Source organism: Pseudomonas purpurea (genome assembly GCF_039908635.1).
Classification (GTDB): domain Bacteria; phylum Pseudomonadota; class Gammaproteobacteria; order Pseudomonadales; family Pseudomonadaceae; genus Aquipseudomonas; species Aquipseudomonas purpurea.
Window position 1 is genome coordinate 2,009,561 of record NZ_CP150918.1, and the last position, 19,362, is coordinate 2,028,922.

Annotated in this window: 14 protein-coding genes, 1 tRNA gene and 3 pseudogenes; 7 read left to right on the plus strand and 11 right to left on the minus strand. The window is 54.7% G+C overall.

Going from position 1 to position 19,362, the window contains the following annotated elements; translation table 11 throughout:
- Window positions 1-13: 13 nt before the first annotated feature.
- Together AABM54_RS09070 and AABM54_RS09075 are read left to right on the plus strand one after the other, a co-directional pair.
- Window positions 14-2,158, plus strand: coding sequence for a 3-hydroxyacyl-CoA dehydrogenase NAD-binding domain-containing protein (locus AABM54_RS09070; RefSeq protein WP_347904950.1), 2,145 nt, complete (start codon window positions 14-16; stop codon window positions 2,156-2,158).
- A gap of 96 nt (window positions 2,159-2,254) precedes the next feature.
- Window positions 2,255-2,983 carry an amidotransferase gene (locus tag AABM54_RS09075; RefSeq protein WP_347904952.1) on the plus strand — a complete coding sequence of 243 codons (729 nt, stop codon included), beginning with the start codon at window positions 2,255-2,257 and terminating at the stop codon, window positions 2,981-2,983.
- Between the two features lie 163 nt (window positions 2,984-3,146).
- Here AABM54_RS09075 and AABM54_RS09080 read toward each other — a convergent pair whose 3' ends face one another.
- From AABM54_RS09080 to AABM54_RS09090, 3 genes are all read right to left on the minus strand, one after another.
- A complete protein-coding gene (locus AABM54_RS09080) occupies window positions 3,147-4,118 on the minus strand; it encodes a magnesium and cobalt transport protein CorA (protein ID WP_347904953.1) in 972 nt (323 codons plus the stop codon).
- A 132-nt stretch (window positions 4,119-4,250) separates the two neighbouring features.
- Window positions 4,251-4,973, minus strand: coding sequence for a 1-acylglycerol-3-phosphate O-acyltransferase (locus tag AABM54_RS09085; protein WP_347904954.1), 723 nt, complete (start codon window positions 4,971-4,973; stop codon window positions 4,251-4,253).
- Window positions 4,974-5,187: 214 nt separating this feature from the next.
- On the minus strand, window positions 5,188-5,877 hold the full coding sequence (locus tag AABM54_RS09090) for a crotonase/enoyl-CoA hydratase family protein (protein WP_347904956.1): 690 nt from the start codon (window positions 5,875-5,877) through the stop codon (window positions 5,188-5,190).
- A gap of 308 nt (window positions 5,878-6,185) precedes the next feature.
- Here AABM54_RS09090 and AABM54_RS09095 point away from each other — a divergent pair.
- A tRNA-Ser gene (locus AABM54_RS09095) sits at window positions 6,186-6,275 on the plus strand.
- 617 nt (window positions 6,276-6,892) lie between these two features.
- Here the strand turns inward: AABM54_RS09095 and AABM54_RS09100 are convergent.
- The 5 genes and pseudogenes from AABM54_RS09100 to AABM54_RS09120 all read right to left on the minus strand — a co-directional run.
- On the minus strand, window positions 6,893-7,924 hold the full coding sequence (locus AABM54_RS09100) for a DUF4062 domain-containing protein (RefSeq protein WP_347904958.1): 1,032 nt from the start codon (window positions 7,922-7,924) through the stop codon (window positions 6,893-6,895).
- A 269-nt stretch (window positions 7,925-8,193) separates the two neighbouring features.
- Window positions 8,194-9,357, minus strand: coding sequence for a DUF3596 domain-containing protein (locus tag AABM54_RS09105; RefSeq protein ID WP_347904959.1), 1,164 nt, complete (start codon window positions 9,355-9,357; stop codon window positions 8,194-8,196).
- A 269-nt stretch (window positions 9,358-9,626) separates the two neighbouring features.
- Window positions 9,627-9,875, minus strand: a complete 249-nt coding sequence (locus AABM54_RS09110) for a hypothetical protein (protein ID WP_347904960.1) — start codon at window positions 9,873-9,875, stop codon at window positions 9,627-9,629.
- Window positions 9,876-9,941: 66 nt separating this feature from the next.
- Window positions 9,942-10,235 carry a hypothetical protein gene (locus AABM54_RS09115; RefSeq protein ID WP_347904961.1) on the minus strand — a complete coding sequence of 98 codons (294 nt, stop codon included), beginning with the start codon at window positions 10,233-10,235 and terminating at the stop codon, window positions 9,942-9,944.
- A gap of 15 nt (window positions 10,236-10,250) precedes the next feature.
- Window positions 10,251-10,838, minus strand: a pseudogene (locus tag AABM54_RS09120) (bifunctional DNA primase/helicase); the annotation flags it as partial.
- On the opposite strand from AABM54_RS09120, the gene AABM54_RS09125 reads away from it, so the two are divergent.
- From AABM54_RS09125 to AABM54_RS09135, 3 genes and pseudogenes are all read left to right on the plus strand, one after another.
- On the plus strand, window positions 10,803-11,780 hold the full coding sequence (locus tag AABM54_RS09125; protein ID WP_347906155.1) for a hypothetical protein: 978 nt from the start codon (window positions 10,803-10,805) through the stop codon (window positions 11,778-11,780). The pseudogene AABM54_RS09120 and the gene AABM54_RS09125 sit on opposite strands and share 36 nt — an antisense overlap.
- 526 nt (window positions 11,781-12,306) lie before the next feature.
- On the plus strand, window positions 12,307-12,828 hold the full coding sequence (locus AABM54_RS09130) for an AidA/PixA family protein (protein ID WP_347904962.1): 522 nt from the start codon (window positions 12,307-12,309) through the stop codon (window positions 12,826-12,828).
- A 209-nt stretch (window positions 12,829-13,037) separates the two neighbouring features.
- Window positions 13,038-13,175: pseudogene (locus AABM54_RS09135) on the plus strand (recombinase family protein); the annotation flags it as partial.
- 896 nt (window positions 13,176-14,071) lie between these two features.
- Here the strand turns inward: AABM54_RS09135 and AABM54_RS09140 are convergent.
- The 3 genes and pseudogenes from AABM54_RS09140 to AABM54_RS09150 all read right to left on the minus strand — a co-directional run.
- Window positions 14,072-14,184: pseudogene (locus AABM54_RS09140) on the minus strand (transposase); the annotation flags it as partial.
- Between the two features lie 1,952 nt (window positions 14,185-16,136).
- Window positions 16,137-16,514, minus strand: a complete 378-nt coding sequence (locus AABM54_RS09145) for a c-type cytochrome (protein WP_347904964.1) — start codon at window positions 16,512-16,514, stop codon at window positions 16,137-16,139.
- Between the two features lie 436 nt (window positions 16,515-16,950).
- Window positions 16,951-17,217, minus strand: a complete 267-nt coding sequence (locus AABM54_RS09150) for a hypothetical protein (RefSeq protein WP_347904966.1) — start codon at window positions 17,215-17,217, stop codon at window positions 16,951-16,953.
- A 722-nt stretch (window positions 17,218-17,939) separates the two neighbouring features.
- Here AABM54_RS09150 and AABM54_RS09155 point away from each other — a divergent pair.
- On the plus strand, window positions 17,940-19,070 hold the full coding sequence (locus AABM54_RS09155; protein ID WP_347904967.1) for a hypothetical protein: 1,131 nt from the start codon (window positions 17,940-17,942) through the stop codon (window positions 19,068-19,070).
- Window positions 19,071-19,362 lie beyond the last annotated feature (292 nt).

Genomic DNA, 19,362 nt, shown 5'->3' on the forward strand with positions numbered 1-19,362 from the left:
AAGGAAAATTGCCATGACTGATGCCATTCGTTACGAAAAAGGGTCGGACCAGATTGTCGTCCTGACCGTCGACATGCCGGGCCAGAGCGCCAACACTATGAACGCGGTGTACCGCGATGCCATGGCTGACTGCGTTGCGCGGCTGGTGGCCGACAAGGACTCGATTGCCGGGGTGATCATCACGTCCGCGAAGAAAAGCTTCTTCGCCGGCGGTGACCTCAATGAGTTGATCAGTGTGGGCAAGCCGCAAGCCAAGGTGTTCTACGACATGGTGCTGTTGCTCAAAAGCCAGCTTCGAACCTTGGAGACACTGGGCAAACCGGTGGTCGCGGCCATCAATGGGGCGGCGCTGGGCGGCGGCTGGGAAATCTGCCTGGCCTGCCATCACCGTGTTGCGCTGGACGATTCGTCGGTGCAGGTCGGTTTGCCGGAAGTCACTCTGGGCCTGTTGCCGGGCGGCGGCGGAGTGGTGCGCATGGTGCGCATGCTGGGGCTGGAGAAAGCGCTGCCGTATTTGCTTGAGGGCAAAAGGGTTCGGCCGCAGCAGGCGCTGCAAGCCGGGCTGATTGATGAACTGGCGGTGGATCGCAATGAGCTGTTGGCTAAGGCGCGCGCGTGGATTGTGGCCAACCCGGCGGCCAAACAACCCTGGGACGTGAGCGGTTATCAGATTCCCGGAGGCACGCCGTCCCACCCCAAAGTCGCGCAGATGCTGGCCATCGCGCCGTCGATCCTGCGCAGCAAAACCCAGGGCTGCATGCCGGCGCCGGAGAAAATCCTGTGCGCGGCGGTGGAAGGCGCCCAGGTCGATTTCGACACTGCGCAGTTGATCGAAACCCGCTACTTCACCGAGCTGACCACCGGCCAGGTGGCGAAGAACATGATTGGCACCTTCTGGTTCCAGCTCAACGAAATCAATGCCGGTGGCTCGCGACCTTCAGGCTTTGCGCCTCAGGTGACGAAAAAACTCGGGGTGCTCGGCGCCGGCATGATGGGCGCCGGGATAGCCTACGTCAGCGCGGCGGCCGGTATCGATGTGGTGCTCAAGGACATCAGCCTGGCGGCGGCCGAAAAGGGCAAGGCGCATTCAGTGGCGTTGCTGGACAAGAAGGTCGCTCGCGGCCAGTTGAGCGCCGAACAGCGCGAGGCGACCCTGGCGCGGATCAAGACCACAGAATCGGATGCCGATCTGGCCGGTTGCGACCTGATCATTGAGGCGGTGTTTGAAGACCGCGAGCTCAAGGCCAAGGTCTCGTCTGCTGCACAAAAAATCGTCGGTGCGCAGGCGGTGATTGCGTCCAACACCTCGACCTTGCCCATCAGCGGCCTCGCCACGGCGGTGCCGGACCAATCGAAATTCATCGGCCTGCACTTCTTCAGCCCGGTGGAAAAAATGCCGTTGGTGGAAATCATCAAGGGCGCCAGGACCAGTGATGAGACGCTGGCCCGTGGTTTCGATTTCGTCCTGCAAATCAAGAAAACCCCGATTGTGGTCAACGACAGTCGGGGTTTCTTTACCTCGCGAGTGTTCGGCACCTTCACCAACGAAGGCATTGCCATGCTCGGCGAGGGTATCTCGGCACCGATGATTGAAACCGAGGCGCGCAAGGCCGGGATGCCGATTGGGCCCTTGGCGATTTCCGACGAAGTTTCCCTCAGCCTCATGAGCCACATCCGCCAGCAAACCATCAAAGACTTGCAGGCCGAAGGAAAACCGCTGATTGAGCACCCGGCATTTGCCGTGATTGACTTGCTGCTCAACGAATACAAGCGTCCCGGTAAAGCCGCAGGAGGCGGTTTCTATGACTATCCGGCCGGCGGCCAGAAACACCTGTGGCCAGCGTTGAAAACCCGTTTCGAGAAGACCGACGGGCAGATTTCACCGAAGGATGTGCGTGATCGTCTGCTGTTCGTGCAGGCCATCGAAACCGTGCGGTGCGTGGAGGAGGGGGTGTTGACCTCGACCGCCGATGCGAATGTCGGGTCGATCTTCGGTATCGGTTTCGCGGCCTGGACCGGCGGGGCATTGCAGTTCATCAATCAGTATGGCGTGAAGGATTTCGTTGCCCGCGCCCAGTACCTGGCCGAGCAGTACGGCGAACGGTTTTCGCCGCCCGCGCTGTTGCTGGAGAAAGCGGCGAAGGCTGAGCTGTTTTAAGGGCCGGGTGATGCATTCCGGGGCTTGCCTTGTACCGGTGTTTCAAGGCAGGCTCTGGGGTGTTCATTATTCCCATCACAGTGTCAGGTATTTTTTATGTCGCTACGCATCTGCATTCTGGAAACCGACATCCTGCGTCCAGAACTGGTCGATCAATATCAGGGCTATGGGCAGATGTTTCAGCGTCTGTTCTCGCAGCAACCCATCGCTGCCGAGTTCACCGTCTACAACGTGATGCAAGGCGACTATCCCGGCGATGAGCTGACCTTCGATGCGTATCTCGTCACGGGCAGCAAGGCGGATTCGTTCGGCACCGATTCGTGGATTCAAACCCTCAAGACTTACTTGTTGGCCCGCTATGAGCGGGGCGACAAACTGCTGGGCGTCTGTTTCGGTCATCAACTGCTGGCGCTGCTGCTGGGCGGCAAGAGCGAGCGTGCCACCCAGGGCTGGGGCGTCGGCACCCACAACTACAGACTGGACGCCAAGGCGCCGTGGATGAGCCCGGTGATGGAAGAGCTGACGTTGTTGATCAGTCACCAGGACCAGGTCACTGAGTTGCCGGAAAACGCCACGGTCATTGCTTCCAGCGATTTCTGCCCTTACGCCGCGTACCACATCAACGACCAGGTGCTGTGCTTCCAGGGTCACCCGGAGTTCATTCACGATTATTCGCGAGCGTTGCTGGAAATCCGTCAGCAGCACCTCGGCGAGCAGGTCTACCAAAAGGGCGTGGCGAGCCTGGAACATCAGCATCACGGCGCCACCGTGGCCGAATGGATGATGCGCTTCGTCGCCCATAAGCCGCAGGCCAAGTCGGCTTAAGGTGTAAGGCCGACGAGGAACCTGTGGTGAGGGGGCTTGCCCCCGCTGGGTCGCGAAGCGGCCCTGAAATCGATGATCGTATTGCGTCAAGGAGAATGCATCTGCCGGTTTTACGACTGCTTCGCAGCCGAGCCGGGGCTTGCCCCCTCGCCACAACAGCTTTTCAAAGCCAGCCCGAGCGCTTGAAGCTTGCCCACAACCCGACACAGCCTACGGTTATAAACCCCAGCACCGAGAAGTAGCCGTAGTGCCAGCTCAACTCGGGCATGTTCTGGAAGTTCATCCCGTAGATCCCGGCCACCGCCGTCGGAAACGCCAGAATCGCCGCCCAGGCCGCGAACTTGCGTTGCACCACACTTTGCCGCGAGGCCTCCAGCAGCACGCCGATCTCGATGGTCTGGCTGGCGATATCGCGCAGGGTTGAAAGGTCTTCCATCTGCCGCGTGACATGGATCTGTACGTCCCGAAAGTACGGGCGCATGTTCTTGTCGATAAACGGGAAGCTCAGCTTCTGCAATTCTTCACTGATTTCCACCATCGGCGCTGCGTAACGGCGCAGGCGCAACACGTCGCGCCGCAAGCCGTGCAGGTTCTGGATGTCCCGTTCGTTCAATGCGCTGCACAGCACGTTACGTTCCAGCTCATCGATCTCGGCATGAATCGCTTCGCCCATTGGCTGGTAGTTTTCAATCACGAAGTCGAGCAGGGCGTAGAGTACGAAATCTTCGCCGTGCTCCAGCAATAGCGGACGCGCCTCACAGCGCTGGCGCACATGGGCGTAGGACGCCGAGTGACCATTGCGGCAAGTGATGATGTAGCCCTTGCCGGCAAAGATGTGGGTTTCGATGAACTCCAGCTTGCCTTCGTGCCGTACCGGCGAGTAAGTGACGATAAACAACGCATCGCCGAAGGTTTCCAGCTTCGGTCGGCTGTGCTTTTCCAGGGCGTCTTCAATGGCCAGTTCGTGCAGGTTGAACTGGCGTTGGAGGTTGGCCAGTTCCAGTGCGTTCGGCTCTTCGAGGCCGATCCAGACGAAGTGGCCAGGTTTGGCCGCCCACGCGGCGCCTTCATCAAGGGTGATATTGGTGATTCTCTTACCGGCGCTGTAGACCGCAGCCGCAACGACTCTACCCATAATTCTTATTCACTTCTTCTTGGCAAATGGCAGTGACAAGCAACGTGCAGCTTAGCCTGCCCTGAGGCTTGAGAGTCAGCAGAATCGGCGAAGTTCGCCGGCAAAAAGAAGCCCGCACGGGGCGGGCTTCATTCAGGCGGTTTGCAACTGCCGGTCCAGCGACTCGATGCATTCGCGCATCTGCTCGCGGCACTGGGCGATCAGCATCGGCATGTCGTCCAGGGTCAAGCCAGCGGTGGGAATGGCTGGCAGCGAGCGGATCAGGATCTTGCCACTGCGCCAGCGGTTCAGGCGCATGTGGTTGATGTAGCTGCTGACGCACACCGGCACGATCGGCACACCCGCGGCGATCGCCATCTGGAACGCGCCTTTCTTGAACGGCAGTAATTCTTTACCCAGATTGCGCGTACCTTCCGGGAACACCCAGATCGAGGTGTCCTTGTGCTGCAAGGTCTTGGTGGTGGTGAGCATCGACTGCCGCGCCTTGTGGGCGTTGCCACGGTCGATCAGCACATTGCCCGCCAGCCAGAACAACTGCCCGAACAGCGGCACCCACTTCAGGCTTTTCTTGCCGATGCACACGGTGCGTCGTGGCACGACGTTGCCGAGCACGAACAAATCGTAGTTGGACTGGTGGTTGGCAATCACTACGCAGCTTTGCGTCTTGTTCGTCAGCGCGTCGACATCGGTCTTCACCCGCAAACGCAAAATGCACATCGCCGGCCACGCATAAAGGCGCGCGCACAAACGGCTGTTATCCGGATTGAACGGCCGGCACAGGCCCAGCAGCACACCAAGTACGCCTGCTATCGCAAAATGCAGACCCATCAATAACATGCGAAACAGATACAGCATTTACAGGCCCACCGGGACAAAAGGTGGCGCAGTGTACGGATGTGCACTGTTTTCGGCAATTGCCGCTATAGAGGTAGGAGATAGGCGATGTTTAAGCGCATGTTTCCGACATGTAGCGTCAGAAGCGATCTAGAGCGGCGGAAGGGCTACAAACCGGTCAGGTAAGAAAAAGCCCGACTCGCGGGTCGGGCTTTTCGTTGCGGTGTTTTTGGGGTTAACCCAGGTGTTCCTGGTCCTGGATGATCGCGTTGTCCAGCGTTTCCAACAGGGCCTTGCGTACCTTGAGCTTGGTATTCTTGTGCGCGGTCATGTTGATCTTCTTCAACTGACGCGCTGCGGCCAACGCGGCACCTTGCAGTTCTTCGGCAGCAACGACCTTGTCGAGGAAACCGGCATCCACTGCGCTTTGCGGGTCGAACATCTCGCCGTTGATGACCGAACGGTGGAACGCCGACTTGCGCAGACGATCACGGGCCAGTTCGATACCGGCGTAGTGCATGGTCATGCCGATCTGTACTTCGTTCAGGCCAATGCTGAACGGGCCGTCTACACCAATCCGGTAATCCGCGGACAGCAGAATAAACGCACCCTTGGCCACTGCATGCCCAGGGCACGCCACGATCACCGGGAAGGAGTGCGACAACAGGCGACGGGCGAGGGTCGAACCGGCGGTCACCAGGCTCACCGCTTCTTTAGGACCGGCCGTCATCACCTTCAAGTCATAACCGCCGGACAGAATGCCCGGCTGACCGGTGATGATCACCACCGCACGATCCGTCACCGCGCGATCCAGTGCAGCATTAAACGCGGCAATCACGTCCGGAGAGATGGCATTGACCTTACCGTTGCTCAAGGTCAGGGTCGCGATACCGTCTTCGAGGTGGTACGAAATCAACTCACTCATGACGCTATTCCTTGTATTGAAGTGGGGCAGACGTTACCCACCGCCGTAGGCCAGGTAAAGCGCCGTGACTGACCGGCCAGTCAGCCAATTCGCCCCTGCCAAGCGTAGCCGGCCATACGCACCACGCATTGCCCTCTATATAGAGGCATTCACCCGGCCGAAGATTGGCCGGTTTGCCCTGCCTCCAACCGCACCAGAATCTGCGAATCGCTTAAGCGCATGAAAATTCTGAAAAAAAAGTTTGCCATCAGAAAAGCTTTCGACTACATTAGCGCGCCTCGACAGACAGAACTTGTTTGAAGAGATACGGTGAAGTGTCCGAGTGGCTTAAGGAGCACGCCTGGAAAGTGTGTATACAGGAAACTGTATCGAGAGTTCGAATCTCTCCTTCACCGCCACATTCTACAAACGCAAACCCCTGATTTTCCTAGAGAAAGTCGGGGGTTTGTGGTTTTTGGCGTCTGAAAAATGGCCATATGGGACAGATCTGGGACAGATGAGCTCCTTTCGCTTGAAGGGCTGCCTTCATCCATCTTCAGTTTCTGCTATTTTGATTAGGACACCACATGAATCAAAAGTAATGGTCCCTGACTGGGCAACACGAGCTAGATGGAAGCCATGACGTGTTCACCGTTTGAGTATTGGCAAAATTGCTGAGGGTTGTATGAAGGCACGCCGGGTCATCACCAATGTCATTACGAAAGAAGGCCTAGCGTTCTAGTATAGCGATGCGGCTTTCGGCCGATTTTCACAGAAACAGCCTAACCTCCCATCTTGTTGGGTTGCTTGTGGCAAAACTGGTGGATAACGGTCGGTTCTAATGCGTTATAGGCCGACCGTTTTTCACAAGAATCAGTTAGTGAAATGTCTCGTGGGAACTAAAATGAATCTAATTGAGTCCTTCCTAGGTCTTTATGTATTCGGTAGTCTGTGGTCGATTCGGTTTTTTGTATGGCGATGATATTAAGTATGAACTTAAGCTGATTTCGTTTCTTGTGTTCGATTCAAATGATTTTTACTCTTCTTCGATTTTTGCCTCAGATGTTTGGATGCCCTCTTCCAGTAGTACACGACGAAATTCTTTAAGTACCTGCTTGCCTAGTTTGGTAAGAGACCAATAACTGGCGGTGTCGCTTACGGAGTGCTTTCTCTTTGATGGCTCTATAAGCTCAAGAGCCGCAAGGTCGGCAAGTATGTCGGTTACGACATTCCTCCCAATTGGGAAGTTTAAAAGGTAACTCGATCCCTCTAGGTGAAGAGCAACGTTTTGACCGACGTTTTCGCTAGAATTCTCGACTATCATATTCTTCGCAACCCAATGGAATACGTCTGCAAGCGTTACTGTTTGGTATGTGACATCCTCCCAGGTGGGCTTGTCTTTAGTTCTTGCTCCGAGTCTTCTTTTGTTGGCGTTAAGAATTCGTATTACCGACCGAACTTCATCATGTTGCATGTCCTCTGCTTTCTTGATTTTTTCAACTTGCTCTCTAAGAACGGCATTTTCACTGCTTAGTCGTGTCAGCTCTTTTGTAACTTCAGCGCCTGTGACTTGGTCTGCTCGAATCCATCCAGTACGTGGATTTCCGGTGATCGCCTTCATTAAAGAAATTGAAAATTTTCCGTGTAGGTCATCTTTTGATGTCCAAAAATTCACTAGTCGTGATTTAACTTTTGTCTTGAATTTTGTTAAGCGTAACTGAGACTTCGTTTCAGTCTCACACCGGGTTTTAGGCCATGGGGCCGAATCGTCTATAACGAAACCTAGAATAGGTACGCCCCTTTCTATCGCGTAGTCGTATTCTTTTTCGGTGTATCCAACTCCTTCAGTGGTGACGGAGCCGTAGCGGTGAGCGACGATTACTGCGTAGTAATCAATCTCGTCAATTTGTCTGGCGATGATTTTCCATTGTTCTTCATCTGCTGCGCTGAACATTTCCATTCCTACAGGAATATGACCCATCTCCAAAACAGCTTTTATTACCTGATCACGCTCCTCTATGAGATCCTGATAAGTAGAGCTGATGAAAATCTGGTATTTCTTAGTCATTACTAATCCTTAGAGACTAATAGTTAATTATTGAGTAAATGGAAGTGAACTCATGTGCTGATCAATGAGCGAAATGTTAATCCAGTTGGCTGCGCTGGAAGATTGGGCAAGAATTTGAAGCCGTCGATGAAGTGCGTCAATCCTGGGGGTTCGCTAGCTGACAGTGTTCAGGCTTGTCCAAGGCTAGCTTGGGAGGGCATCGTTTTACAATCCCCCTTCCTGAGTGCTATTACCCGATGGCTGGTCGTTTCGGTGTAGAGTTTCGACCTCTAAAGCTTCAATGCTAGCTGCAACATTCCAACGACATCCGGTCCGTCTTCATTGATCCACGTTCCGTAATGCTGACGGATCATGTTCCCGTTGGTATGCCCCATCTGTTCGGCTATCCAGTCGATCGAAACTACACCGGTGGTCAGCAACTGGCTGGCGTACGTATGCCGGCACTGGCCAGGCCCACGATAGCGAACTCCGGCCGAGAGCAAATGAGCCTTGAAGAACCTGTCGCGCACTACGAAGTCGTTGACGTGTGGCAGGCCGCTTTTCGTATTCAGGAAGACAAAGTGCAGCTTATGTTGTCGTATCGTCTTGTTGTCCCGCTCGACGATATCAACAGTTTCCGCCTTCCTACTCCGGTTCAACGCGTCGATCTTCTGGAGTGCATCCCAGGCGGGGGCGAGTAGGCGAACCTTGCGCGTTGACCGCCGGTTTTTCGTCACCCGGTAAGCCCCGCGCACCTTGGATCTGCGGAAGGTCACGGTGCCTTGCTCCAGGTCGACATCCTCCCAGGCTAGGGCGATGGTCTCGGATACCCGGGGGCCGGCCCATATCATGAACTGAACCATTAACAGCTCTTGCGTGCGGCTGGTGTGGGTTTCCAGGATCTGTTTGATTTCCGCCCGGGTGAACGGGTCCGGTGCCTCGGGATCTGGTAGGCGCACCATCAAACCCTCGGTTGGGTCATGCGCGACTTTCATCCTGGTGCGATACAGCCTGAACACCTGCCGCACGTTGCTGATGATGTCGCGGATGGTCTTGTTTTTGAGGGTTTTAGAAAGCGTTCCCTGGATCCACTCCTGCAGGTCAAGATGATCAATCTTGTTGATCTGTACCGTTCCCCAGCGCGGCCGCACATGGACCTCGGCCTTGTTGGCGTAACCTCGATAGCTCGATGCGGCCACGCTGTTGGCCTTGATCTTCAACCACAGATCAAGATAGTGACCAAAGGTGTTTTCGACCAGCTTGGAAGAGTTGGGGAAGTGCCGAGCGTAATCAAATGTGCCGGTCTGAATCTCGTACTCGATGATGTCGACCAGGCGCCTTGCCTGGGCCACGATGGCAGGCGTGTTGCCACCCGGGATTGCTTCCCGGCATTTTTCCCCGTTGTGTTGAAAATAGATTCTCACGGATTTCCCGCGAGCTTCGACCCCACTCATGTAAACCCCTAAAGCTGTACTCGTATATCGACAGTCTGACGATCGGAAACAAAAAGGCCCGTTTCCGGGCCAAGTATCTGGAAGCGCATCTTCTGGTGGACGCGGCTTATGGCTTGGGCTTGTGGTTGCGTAGATGGGCATTCTGCAACTGGCGTCGCCGACTGCATTTCAGATGATCGCCCTGGGCGCGCCACTTGCCGCATTGGTCGCAAACGCTGGTGTAATCAATGTTCCAGGGAAAGCGTCGTACACGCGCTGCTGCAGGACTGTTAGACATTGTGTGATTCGCCCCGGGTTGCCGAGTTGGCGAGCAACTGCGCAACCATGGCCGCATCCGTTTCGCTCAGTTCACCCAAGGTGCTGGCCATCTGGCTGAGGCTTTCGAGGCGTGTTCGTGATTCAGGGGTTTTATGCACCAGGTAGCCGATGACTGCCGCGCCGATAATCGCGGTGGCCACCAGGTGCCGCGCCGGTGTGGTAGCCTTCGTGCCGCTGCTGCTTAGGTTCTGTGCTTGCATGGTATAGCCCTCTGTTGCGGTTAGGTGTCGAGGAGCTGCAACTCCTCGGCACTGCTTCTTTTAAGGTCAGTCCTTGCGGGCCAGGTGGATTACCAGGCTGTCAAAATTCGGTTCATGCTCAACACATGATTGCCACTCCAAAACCCTCAAAATCTGTTGTCTGCTGCAGTCGTCCACCAGGATTTCGCGCTGGCCGCCTGCTGCCCGGACTTCCAGGATTTCTAACAAGCCATCCTCCCCATAAGCACCGGCCTGGATGATTGGCGCGCTTTCTCCCGTGAAGTCCAGTCGGTCCTGAACTGACTGGAGCTTGCTCGTTTTGCCGTCGCCGGCGCTGCCCATAAACACTTGGATTTGCATCGGTCTTGCTCTCCTTTACGCCTTGAATGTCCAGCACTTGACTGTTGTCGGTCGGGGTTGTGAACACGGGTTACGGCTGTTGAATGCGGCGCGTACGGCGCTGTGCACAGCCTTATTACTGTCAAGAAACTTGCGGGAACGGGACTCTTTGAGCAGGTCGCGCAACGTGGCCACGTCGGCCAACTTCTGCTTGTGTTCGGCGGCGCGCTCGCAGAATTCGTTGAGGTTGATAGCGATCACGGTGGGGTCGCTGCTGTGGTCGACCACGGGATCCTCACTCAAGGACTCGAGGTAGTCGTAAACCTCCCAAAACTCGGCCACGGCCGCATGGTCGGAGCTGATCGAGGCCTGGCGCTCGATGGCCATCCGCACGATCTGGCGCTGGGTGGCAGCGACCTGGGGATCACTCAATTTCAGGACCAGGCGTAGGCCATCCAGCAGCGAAAGCAGTTGTGCGTGGTTCTTACTGATCCGCTCGACACGTATGTAGCCGCGCAAGTCATAGCCGCAGCTGCTGCAGTTGCCCTGGTCGCTGACATAGGCGGCGCTACAGGCGAAGCAATGGGTATGCAGGCGGCGCAGCTTCGCTTCGTGTTCGGGCAATTCCCCGAACTCACCGGTGGTTACCACCTGCCGCGCTTCGCCCGGGTTATCGCCGTGGCCGACGCGCCCGCCAGCGCCGGGATCTGCGACGACTTCCGGCCGCGTTACGCGGTCGACATCGAGGTCTTGGGGCCGGACGGTGAACCCGATCCCGTGCTACCGCAACTGACCGGCGTGCCGCTGCCACTGCCCACTGGTGGCGAAGAAATGGGCATGTATGCCTTTCCGGAGGAGGGCACCCAGGTGGTGGTGTGCTTTGCCTACGGCCTGCCGAACAAGCCCTACATCCAGACGATCCTGCCCCACGGCCTGAGCATGCCCAAAGTGCCGAAGGGCGATCAGGTGTGGCAGCACAGCGAGGCGGTCCAGCAGCGCGTCGACGCAGACGGCAACTGGTTGCGCCAGACCGACGGCAAGATCACCGACAAGGCCATCGAGCGCGACGTGGAGGCCCTGGAGAACAGCGAGCGGTTTCAGAGCCACACCCGGACCGTCGACGACCATTCGACCGAGTCAGTGGGTGGGATCAAAAAGATTGAAGCCCTGGGCGCGTTGAAGCTGCTGTCGGGCGGATCGGCGAGCCTGGCGGCGGTGGATGACTTGCACCTGGCCACGGGCCGCGACTTGAACCTGGTGGTGGGGCGGACGCACAACGCCACGGTGGGTGGTGACATGCAGGAGAAGATTCAGGGGCTGCGCAAGAGCGTGGCGGGGATCGGGCAGCGGCTACAGGCACCAAAGAACTGGATCGGGTCCGAGAGCGTGAACCTGTTCCAGGTTGTCTGCGATACGCTCGATCTGTTGCAGCAGATGAACACGCAACTGGCGGTGCACACCCATTTACCAGGGCCAACGCCAAGCCCGACTGATGCGGCGGCATTCACGGCGAAGGCAGTGCAAGCAGCCACACTTTCAGCGAAGTTAAAGCCTATTACTCTGTAAACAGAAAACTCGTTTGCTCGCTATTTAGACACGCCGGAAAGCCTAGCGCTATGGCTGGGCCAGTAATCAGCATGGCGACACCGGTTTTCCCAAGTACGAATGGTCTGCCACATGGCGTTGACCAGTTAATTACTAATTGGCAGTATTTTTGACAGCTATAGCTGCAACGTAGATTTTTTTACTCTACAGACAAACAGCTACCGAAACAGATCATGAGTGAACCATCGTTAATTCCCGGCAGGAATCCGTGGAGAGGCAACACAAATTGAAAGTGATTGCTGACACCTGTTGTCTGTTTTTCCCCATTGACGCCGCCAGAGAAACTCCTGGAGTCAAGTAGGAGATTGCCGGGGGGCTGAAACAAATCAAAAGGATACTTCGGCTGTCTTTCGCCACCGTGTTGTCAGCGCCAAAAACTGAAATTTGACACCACAAGGCTGTCGTCCATTCTTCCCTGCGACTGCACTCAAGGACCGGGTAACCCGGACGCCCTTTGAGGTCGCGGTCATAGCCAAGGAGCAGCACAATGTCTGGAGCGACTCAAGTCATTGATGTACTTTTAACTGTTGATGCCGACTACCTGATCAACAATCCCAATGGGCGTGTAGAAAACGCGATCGCCATGGTAACGCGTCGCGCTTCGATTGACCCCCATGCTTCCGGTGACACTGGTGATGGCGGCGCCAATTTGTGGATCGACGTTAAAGCCGGAGACATCATCCGCTGGAGTGCCACTACCCTGTCGCGTAACTTCGACCGCAGCGCACTGATCACCCAGATGAGGGAGAGCTCAATTAGCACGAACTTCCCGGGCTCTATGTCGGACCCAGTCCACTTTAATATCCCTAATATCCCGGTGCCTTATCTGGACTACAGCACCCCTAGAGGCATCTCCAAAACCGATGCGACCTACACTCTTTGGCAGTCCACCGCCAAAAATCCGGGGAAACTCTGGTACGCCTTCACTTTCGTCCTGCTGGATCGTGGCCTGAACCAGATCGGCCCAAGTTACACTTGGGACCCGTATATCACCGTCAATAGTCAGTAGCTGAAACAGCTGAGATGTTGCACACAGCCTTGGCCGGTATGCTATCGCCTTCGACGATAGCGCCGGCTAGGGCTGGTCGCAGGACCTGCTCGATTTCACTCGCAAGCTGACTTAACCGTTGAATTCAAGCCCCAGCAGTAATTCTTCTCCCCTCTGTTTTGAACGGCGCGCCATTGCGACGCCTTGGCAGCGCATGGGGAGTACAAATGCCCACACAAATCGAGCACGCACGCCACTTGATTAGTAATGAAAATCGAAGCTCGGCCGAAGTCACCGAGCTGCTGGGCGTTCATCGAGCAACTCTTTACCGGGCTCTGCGCAGTCAGGAAACGCGGTCACTACCTTGAAAGTCGCCGAGGCGGGACTAAGGTCTATCACAATTCCTGCCCCTGTCTGCCAGGAGGCCGTCGGTACAGGGCCAAGGGCTGATCGTCATTCACCGTTGTATCTATCAAATTCCGATTGGGAGGGATTCCAATGAAAACACTCAGAGCCTGCCTGCTTCCCCTGGTTTCGACGCTAGGCCCTGGCTGCGCTTTCCAGCCATGCCCTGGCGGAGGTGTACCTTTGCACGGCTGACCCTTGCACGAGCTGGGATCCGAAGCGCCTCACCACGGAACAGCGTGCGATCAAGTCCACCGATAGAGAGAAAACCACTATTGAGGAGGCCCTCAAGAACTCGGCGAACGATTCAATCACCAACGGCTACATGAACAAAGCCAGCACCAATCTCTACCTGAAAAATAGTTTGTGGCACCTAGACCCCAAGGGCGACCCCTTCGCTGGTGAGCAGCATCTGACTGTCTACATCTACAAGACCACGGACCTCAAAAACCGTCTCTGGAGCTGTCACGCCTACTCATTCAAAGATCCGAAGGGGAAGAAGTACCACGCCACCTGTGAGTAGTGAGTGCGAAGAGTTGCCGATCCACAGCCCGGCATGCCCTGGCGATCCGGAGCCTCTTCGGGAGCTCCGGATTTTTTGCCTTTGGTGGCGGCATGGCTGCCAGCCAACGGTCGATCTGGCAAGCCTCTGGGCAGGGTCGATGATGCTCAGGATCGACCTACCGTAGTGCCGACCCTGAACCATTCGGAACAGCTTGTCCTGATGCAGCAGCTAGTTCGTTTCCACCGACACCTTCAATACTGTACCGAAGATGCTCGGGCTGATCGGGACGGGCGCTCGGTGAGCCTTAGGCCCTGAGGTCATCGATCAAGGGCTTGCCTGTAGCTGCCTTGCTCCGCCTCTGAGCATCAGGCGGTCATCACTGCGAGGTCGCCCCATTTTCTGTACGGGGAAATCAGATCAGCGACCAGTTCCCAAGCTGCATCCGGGAGTTCGTAACGCTTTGCCATGCGGCCGCCAGCCTGTTATGTCAGCAATTCTACCCGTTCGGACTTTTCGTACAGAACCTAGTAGGTGCACAACATTCCCCTGTCTATTCGCAGTTTTGGCGGTCTAGCATCGCTTCCACGGCATACGCTAAAGCGCCATCCGCCTGTTCCAGAAGATCGCTAAGGTCAGCGCAATCAATCACCTCAGTAAAATGCTACTTGCCGTTTGACGCCACGGCAGTGAGCGGAGAATGCTGAGATTGAAAAAATATTGGCGATAATAAAAAAATCTCTGAAAAAGCACTTATCCCCCTCCCGCCGACGGGCTTTGCGTCCCTTTTTTGTGCAAAGGGTCCGGGTGGTGCAATCAGTGCTGCAGCCTAGGCCCGCTACGGGGGCTGTGGGGTGTTTCGCAATTGCACGGAGTGCAAGGTTTTGCAAAGAAGTGCAGCAAGCCTTGCACAACAGTATGGGATGGCGACGAATTGATCAGGGGGGAGTGAGACGCCCGGTTTGCAGGGGCTACGCTTGCGAAAACCAGCTGCAGGCGGAGTTTTCGTTTTCGGGACCGTTCGCACCTGATGCGAATTAGTCACTGCCCAGCTCAATAGAAAAACAGCTGTGAGGCCCAGCCCGTGCGGCTCTCCGGTGTTCTGTGGCATTGCACAGCATCACCACGAATTTCGTGGCTGTTAGTGCCGAATTAGAGGGCGTGAAAGAAACACAAAAATCGATGGCGCACAGCCATTTTTCAGACGTGGGGCGGGAAAAGGGTAATTTTAGTAAGTGAGGGATCAAAACGGGCTAGAGCCCTTATAGATCGTGGCTTTCGTCCATTACCTCAGAGGGTAATTTAAGGTAAGGGGAGGGGTAATATTTTGTTCAAGGCCCCATTTTACTGGGCTTGGTAGCGGATTGGCATTACTTGCACTGAAAGTAATTTTATAACCATTTACTTACCTTATTATTACCTCTATATAACTATATCAACTATCTGATTCTATTGGCTTTTGTCCGGTTTTCGACAGTTCATTACCAAAATTACCTTTTTCCCATGCCTCAACATAAAACGCGGACAACGCCTGTTGCGGCCGTGTTCTGCACTCTGGTGCATTTAACCTCTGGGACCACGCTGGGACAGATCCTACGCGCACCACCAGGCTGCAGCCCTTGTAAACCGGGGGGGTAGGTTCCGAGAATCGCTCACGGGTAGTTTCGAATCTCTCCTTCACCGCCACATTCTACAAACGCCAACCCCTGATTTTCCTAGAGAAAGTCGGGGGTTTGTGGTTTTTGGTGTCTGAAAAACGGCCATATGGGACCAATATGGGGCTACAGGGAGGTTTCTAGCCTAGAAAGGAGCACCTTTAGGTGTTCTCTGTGATCACAATTGGCCATCTCCCAAGGAGCGGCACCATATGGTTTCTATTGAGCCGAGATTGTTCATTAGCGATGTGTCCGTGAGAGGTCGACTGGCTCACCGGCATTGCCCTACAGGCCCTCAAACCACGGTCTTCATTTTCGTGCGACGGGCAGGCGCAAGACTGGCATGACGGTTCTTGTATCGTCATCCTGCAGGGCGCCCACGGGCAGTACCTGATGGTGAAGCGGGGGGAGGGTGTGATGCACCTTCTGACGCATCACTGCATGGCGAAACACGCTTCATCAGGTTGTAAGCGAGCATCGCCACGGCCAGCGCTGCCTCCGTGGCCCAGAAATCAATTCTCAATAACCACGTTGCTTATATTCATAAGAGAAAAAAGTTGCCCCAACATTAATCCAGCTGGGTCAGCAATCCAACGATTGCAACCTTTGTCCGCATGAGTTTATTCCTCTAATTTATAAAGTTTGAAGAAGGTTCAGCGGGAGCCACTGATCATGCCTGATATCTCATCGGCTCTTCGCTGAATAATTTGTTTGTAGCCAACGCTGAAGTGACGCTTAGGTTTCTGTTCCCGTCTCTTATCTAAAACTCATCGAGTTTTTGAAATCACACCACTCATGTATTGATTTAAATCGCGAAAATCCTTAACGCTCCAAGGGTGCGGCGATAGCTTTACACCATTCTCTTGCAGCGTTCTTGGAATCAAGTTTCCATTTGGACGAAGTATTATCGATGATACAATAACGCCCGGATAATCATTTAGTCGTTTCTTGAAAGTGGATGTTGTAAGATTAGGTGTAGGCGGATTGCTTTTATTAGCCAGTGGTCCTGTTCCTTTGATATCTGTTCCGTGGCACATGGCACATCTCTGTAAATAGAGATTTTTCCCATTGGCATTATCCGCGAAGGACAGTGATGTTTGAATGAGCGATAAAATTCCTAGCGAAGCGATGAATAATATTTTCATTTTTATATGGCCTTGTTGTATAAGTCAGATCTGAATCGAAGGCAAACCCCGCAGGTACCACTGCAACACTCAATACTCTCGATAACATTTGAGCCGAGATTGCTCATTAGCAATGTGTTCGCACCCGCGAGGGTCGATTGGCTCACCCGCATTGCCCCACGGGCCCTCAAACCACGGTCTTCGTTTTCGCGCGAGGGCTATACGGTTGTCTAGTGTATAGACGAGCCCTTGAATTCTAAAGCCAGTGATATGAACCATATGGTTCAGATGTTTGATTCGCTGACAGGGATGCTTGAAAAAGTCAAAGGCGTTGCCGCGCAAGGTGAGAAGTCGTGGGGTCAGCCTATTCATTCTCTAACCGCCTGAGACGAACTAGGCTCTGTACGAAAACTGCCTGCGTGTCGATCATGCTGCGTTAAAAACAGGCTCGGAATGCTCATTTACAACCCGTAAACTCCGCTTCCTCGCCTGTTTTTGCCTTGCCTGATCGCCACTCGGCGACTTTTCGTACAGACCCTAAGCCTTGCTTGATGCGCCCCGCGTCTTCCCGATGGTCGCTAATGCCCCCACGCACATTATCACGGGTGCCTACTGAGCCTTGTTGCTCCATACGAAGAGTGAGCTCTATCACAGCGGTTTCTAGGGCCGGCTGATTTTCATAAATTCTCTCAAGCACATCAGCGAGCGAATATTCCTGCACCATACGAAACTGCGTTTAGAGTGCATCGTGGAATCACAGGAAGGGGAAGACTTAATCATCTTCCCCTTTCGTTTGTCCGTTAGAAAGGTGACCCCAAGTCGTCTTTTTTCGTTAAGACAGGCAGCGCTGTCCAAGCGCCGTCCAATGACGTCGAGCACATCGCAGCCGTCGCGCAAGGGGAGAGCGCAAAGCAGTGCGAAATCGTTAAGGGCACTGAGTCGCTGGCTATTTCGCCACGCATCGTGAGGTTTTCCAGATCTTGAGTGACGGCACGAATTCGGTAGCCCGTCGCACATAAGATGCGAGTTAGATAAATCTGTGGCTGTTTTCACGACTAGCCTGAGTATTTAGAAAGTTCCTACGTACAAAACTCCGGATTCCCTGTGAGTTTTAGGTGAGTTCTGATGCGCACTTTTTACCTGCGTGCCTACAGTCAAATTGTCCGCATTTAAATGGACGTAGATCATCAAGGGAGAACAAGATGCTTGAACTCACGGAGGCAGTGCAACAGTTGCTGGACCGGGCTACCACTCAGGTACGACAGGAGTCCAGTCGACAGGTCACAAACGTTCTGCGCTACACCAATCGAGATGACGGGCCGCCTTGGCAGATTACCTGGACTACAAGGAGTAAAGATCAAAATCAATAGCGCTCGGTACGGCCCGGCTCTGGTTTAGGGGCGGGCTGTTTGTTGTTCATGGGCACATGTATCCAGGGAGTGATATATGAAAGCTGAGACTTGGCAGGGTGTACAAAGGTTGGTGGATGACTACGTAAAAGTAGGACCAGACGACCGTGTGATAGTGATCTATGCCAGCGATAGTGAAGAGCAGGCGGCTTGGGTAAGTGTCGCCTTGGAGTGTCGAAAAATCTCTTTTCACAGAGTCTGGATGCAGCCCCTGTACGACACGGGATTTCAGGAGCGACTAACACGTTCGATACCGTCACCGGATTCGTTCACAGGACGCATTGTCGTGATTACGTTGGAGCGCGACACACTCTCCCATCATGAAAAACTACTCGTCGCGCTGGCTCCGTTCGAGCGCTCGCGCCGGCTGGTGTTTCGGATTATCAACGCTTGCGAAGCGTTGTTTTCGACAGCGCTGCAAGAAGGGCCAGAAGCGTTGTCGGCACGTAATACCGCTATTCTGGAGCGAGCGCTTTTAGCAAGTCGAATGAGAATTACATCTCCCGCGGGCACAGACTTGCGGATAACGCTGGATAATGATCTTTACAGGTGGGTGAGCAATCGGGGTATCGCCCGTCCAGGCGGTACGGTGGTACTTCCTGCGGGAGAAGTGGCTACCTTTCCGGCTTCGATCGAGGGCGTGCTTGTCGCCGACTTCGCGTTCAACGTCAACGCCATTACTTCCCAAGATGCCAGGTTGGTATCTCACCCGGTCACTGTGCAAATCAAAGGTCGACAGGCCGTGAGCTGGACTTGTCGAAGTCTGGACGTTCAGCGTTTCCTGGATGAATGTTTTGGTCAGCCCTGCGTTCGGAATGTGGGTGAGCTGGGGCTGGGTACCAACATTGGTATCACCTCCAGCCTACCTCTGAACTCGCATATCAATGAGCGTTGCCCTGGCGTGCACCTTGGGTTTGGTCAGCATAATCAGGATCCTGAGCAGGTTGGTTATGACTGTCGGCTCCATCTGGATCTGATTGCTCGTGGTGGATTGGTTTGGTTTGACGATGATCCGGTCCCACTTGACCTCGCAAACTTGCGTCCCTCCAGTGGTCCTCATCCCATGAGCCCAAGAGATGAAGATGCTTTCCAGCCGGATGACGATGATGTGTTGGAAGACTGCTGTGGTGTTATGACTTGCGACGGTTTGAGATTGAGCAACATCTGATGTGATTAGACGTTTTCTAAACGCCACTGACCAGTTCCGCAACCGGTCCACGGTGGCAATGTTCAGTGTGTTGGCGACGAGCAGCAGGGCGCTCTGGTGTAGTGGAAACTCGGTTTTGATGCTGGCCTCGAGTCTTTTGCCGGTGACCCTGTCGAGGCGTTGATTGAACGGCAGCCGTCAAGCCATTCAGTAGCGCTCTGATAGGCGTTTACGATCCTTGCAATTAAAGGCGTGCGTGGTAAGCCTGCTTGGTAACAGGGGGGGATTTTTCATCCTTTAGCACCATGAGACC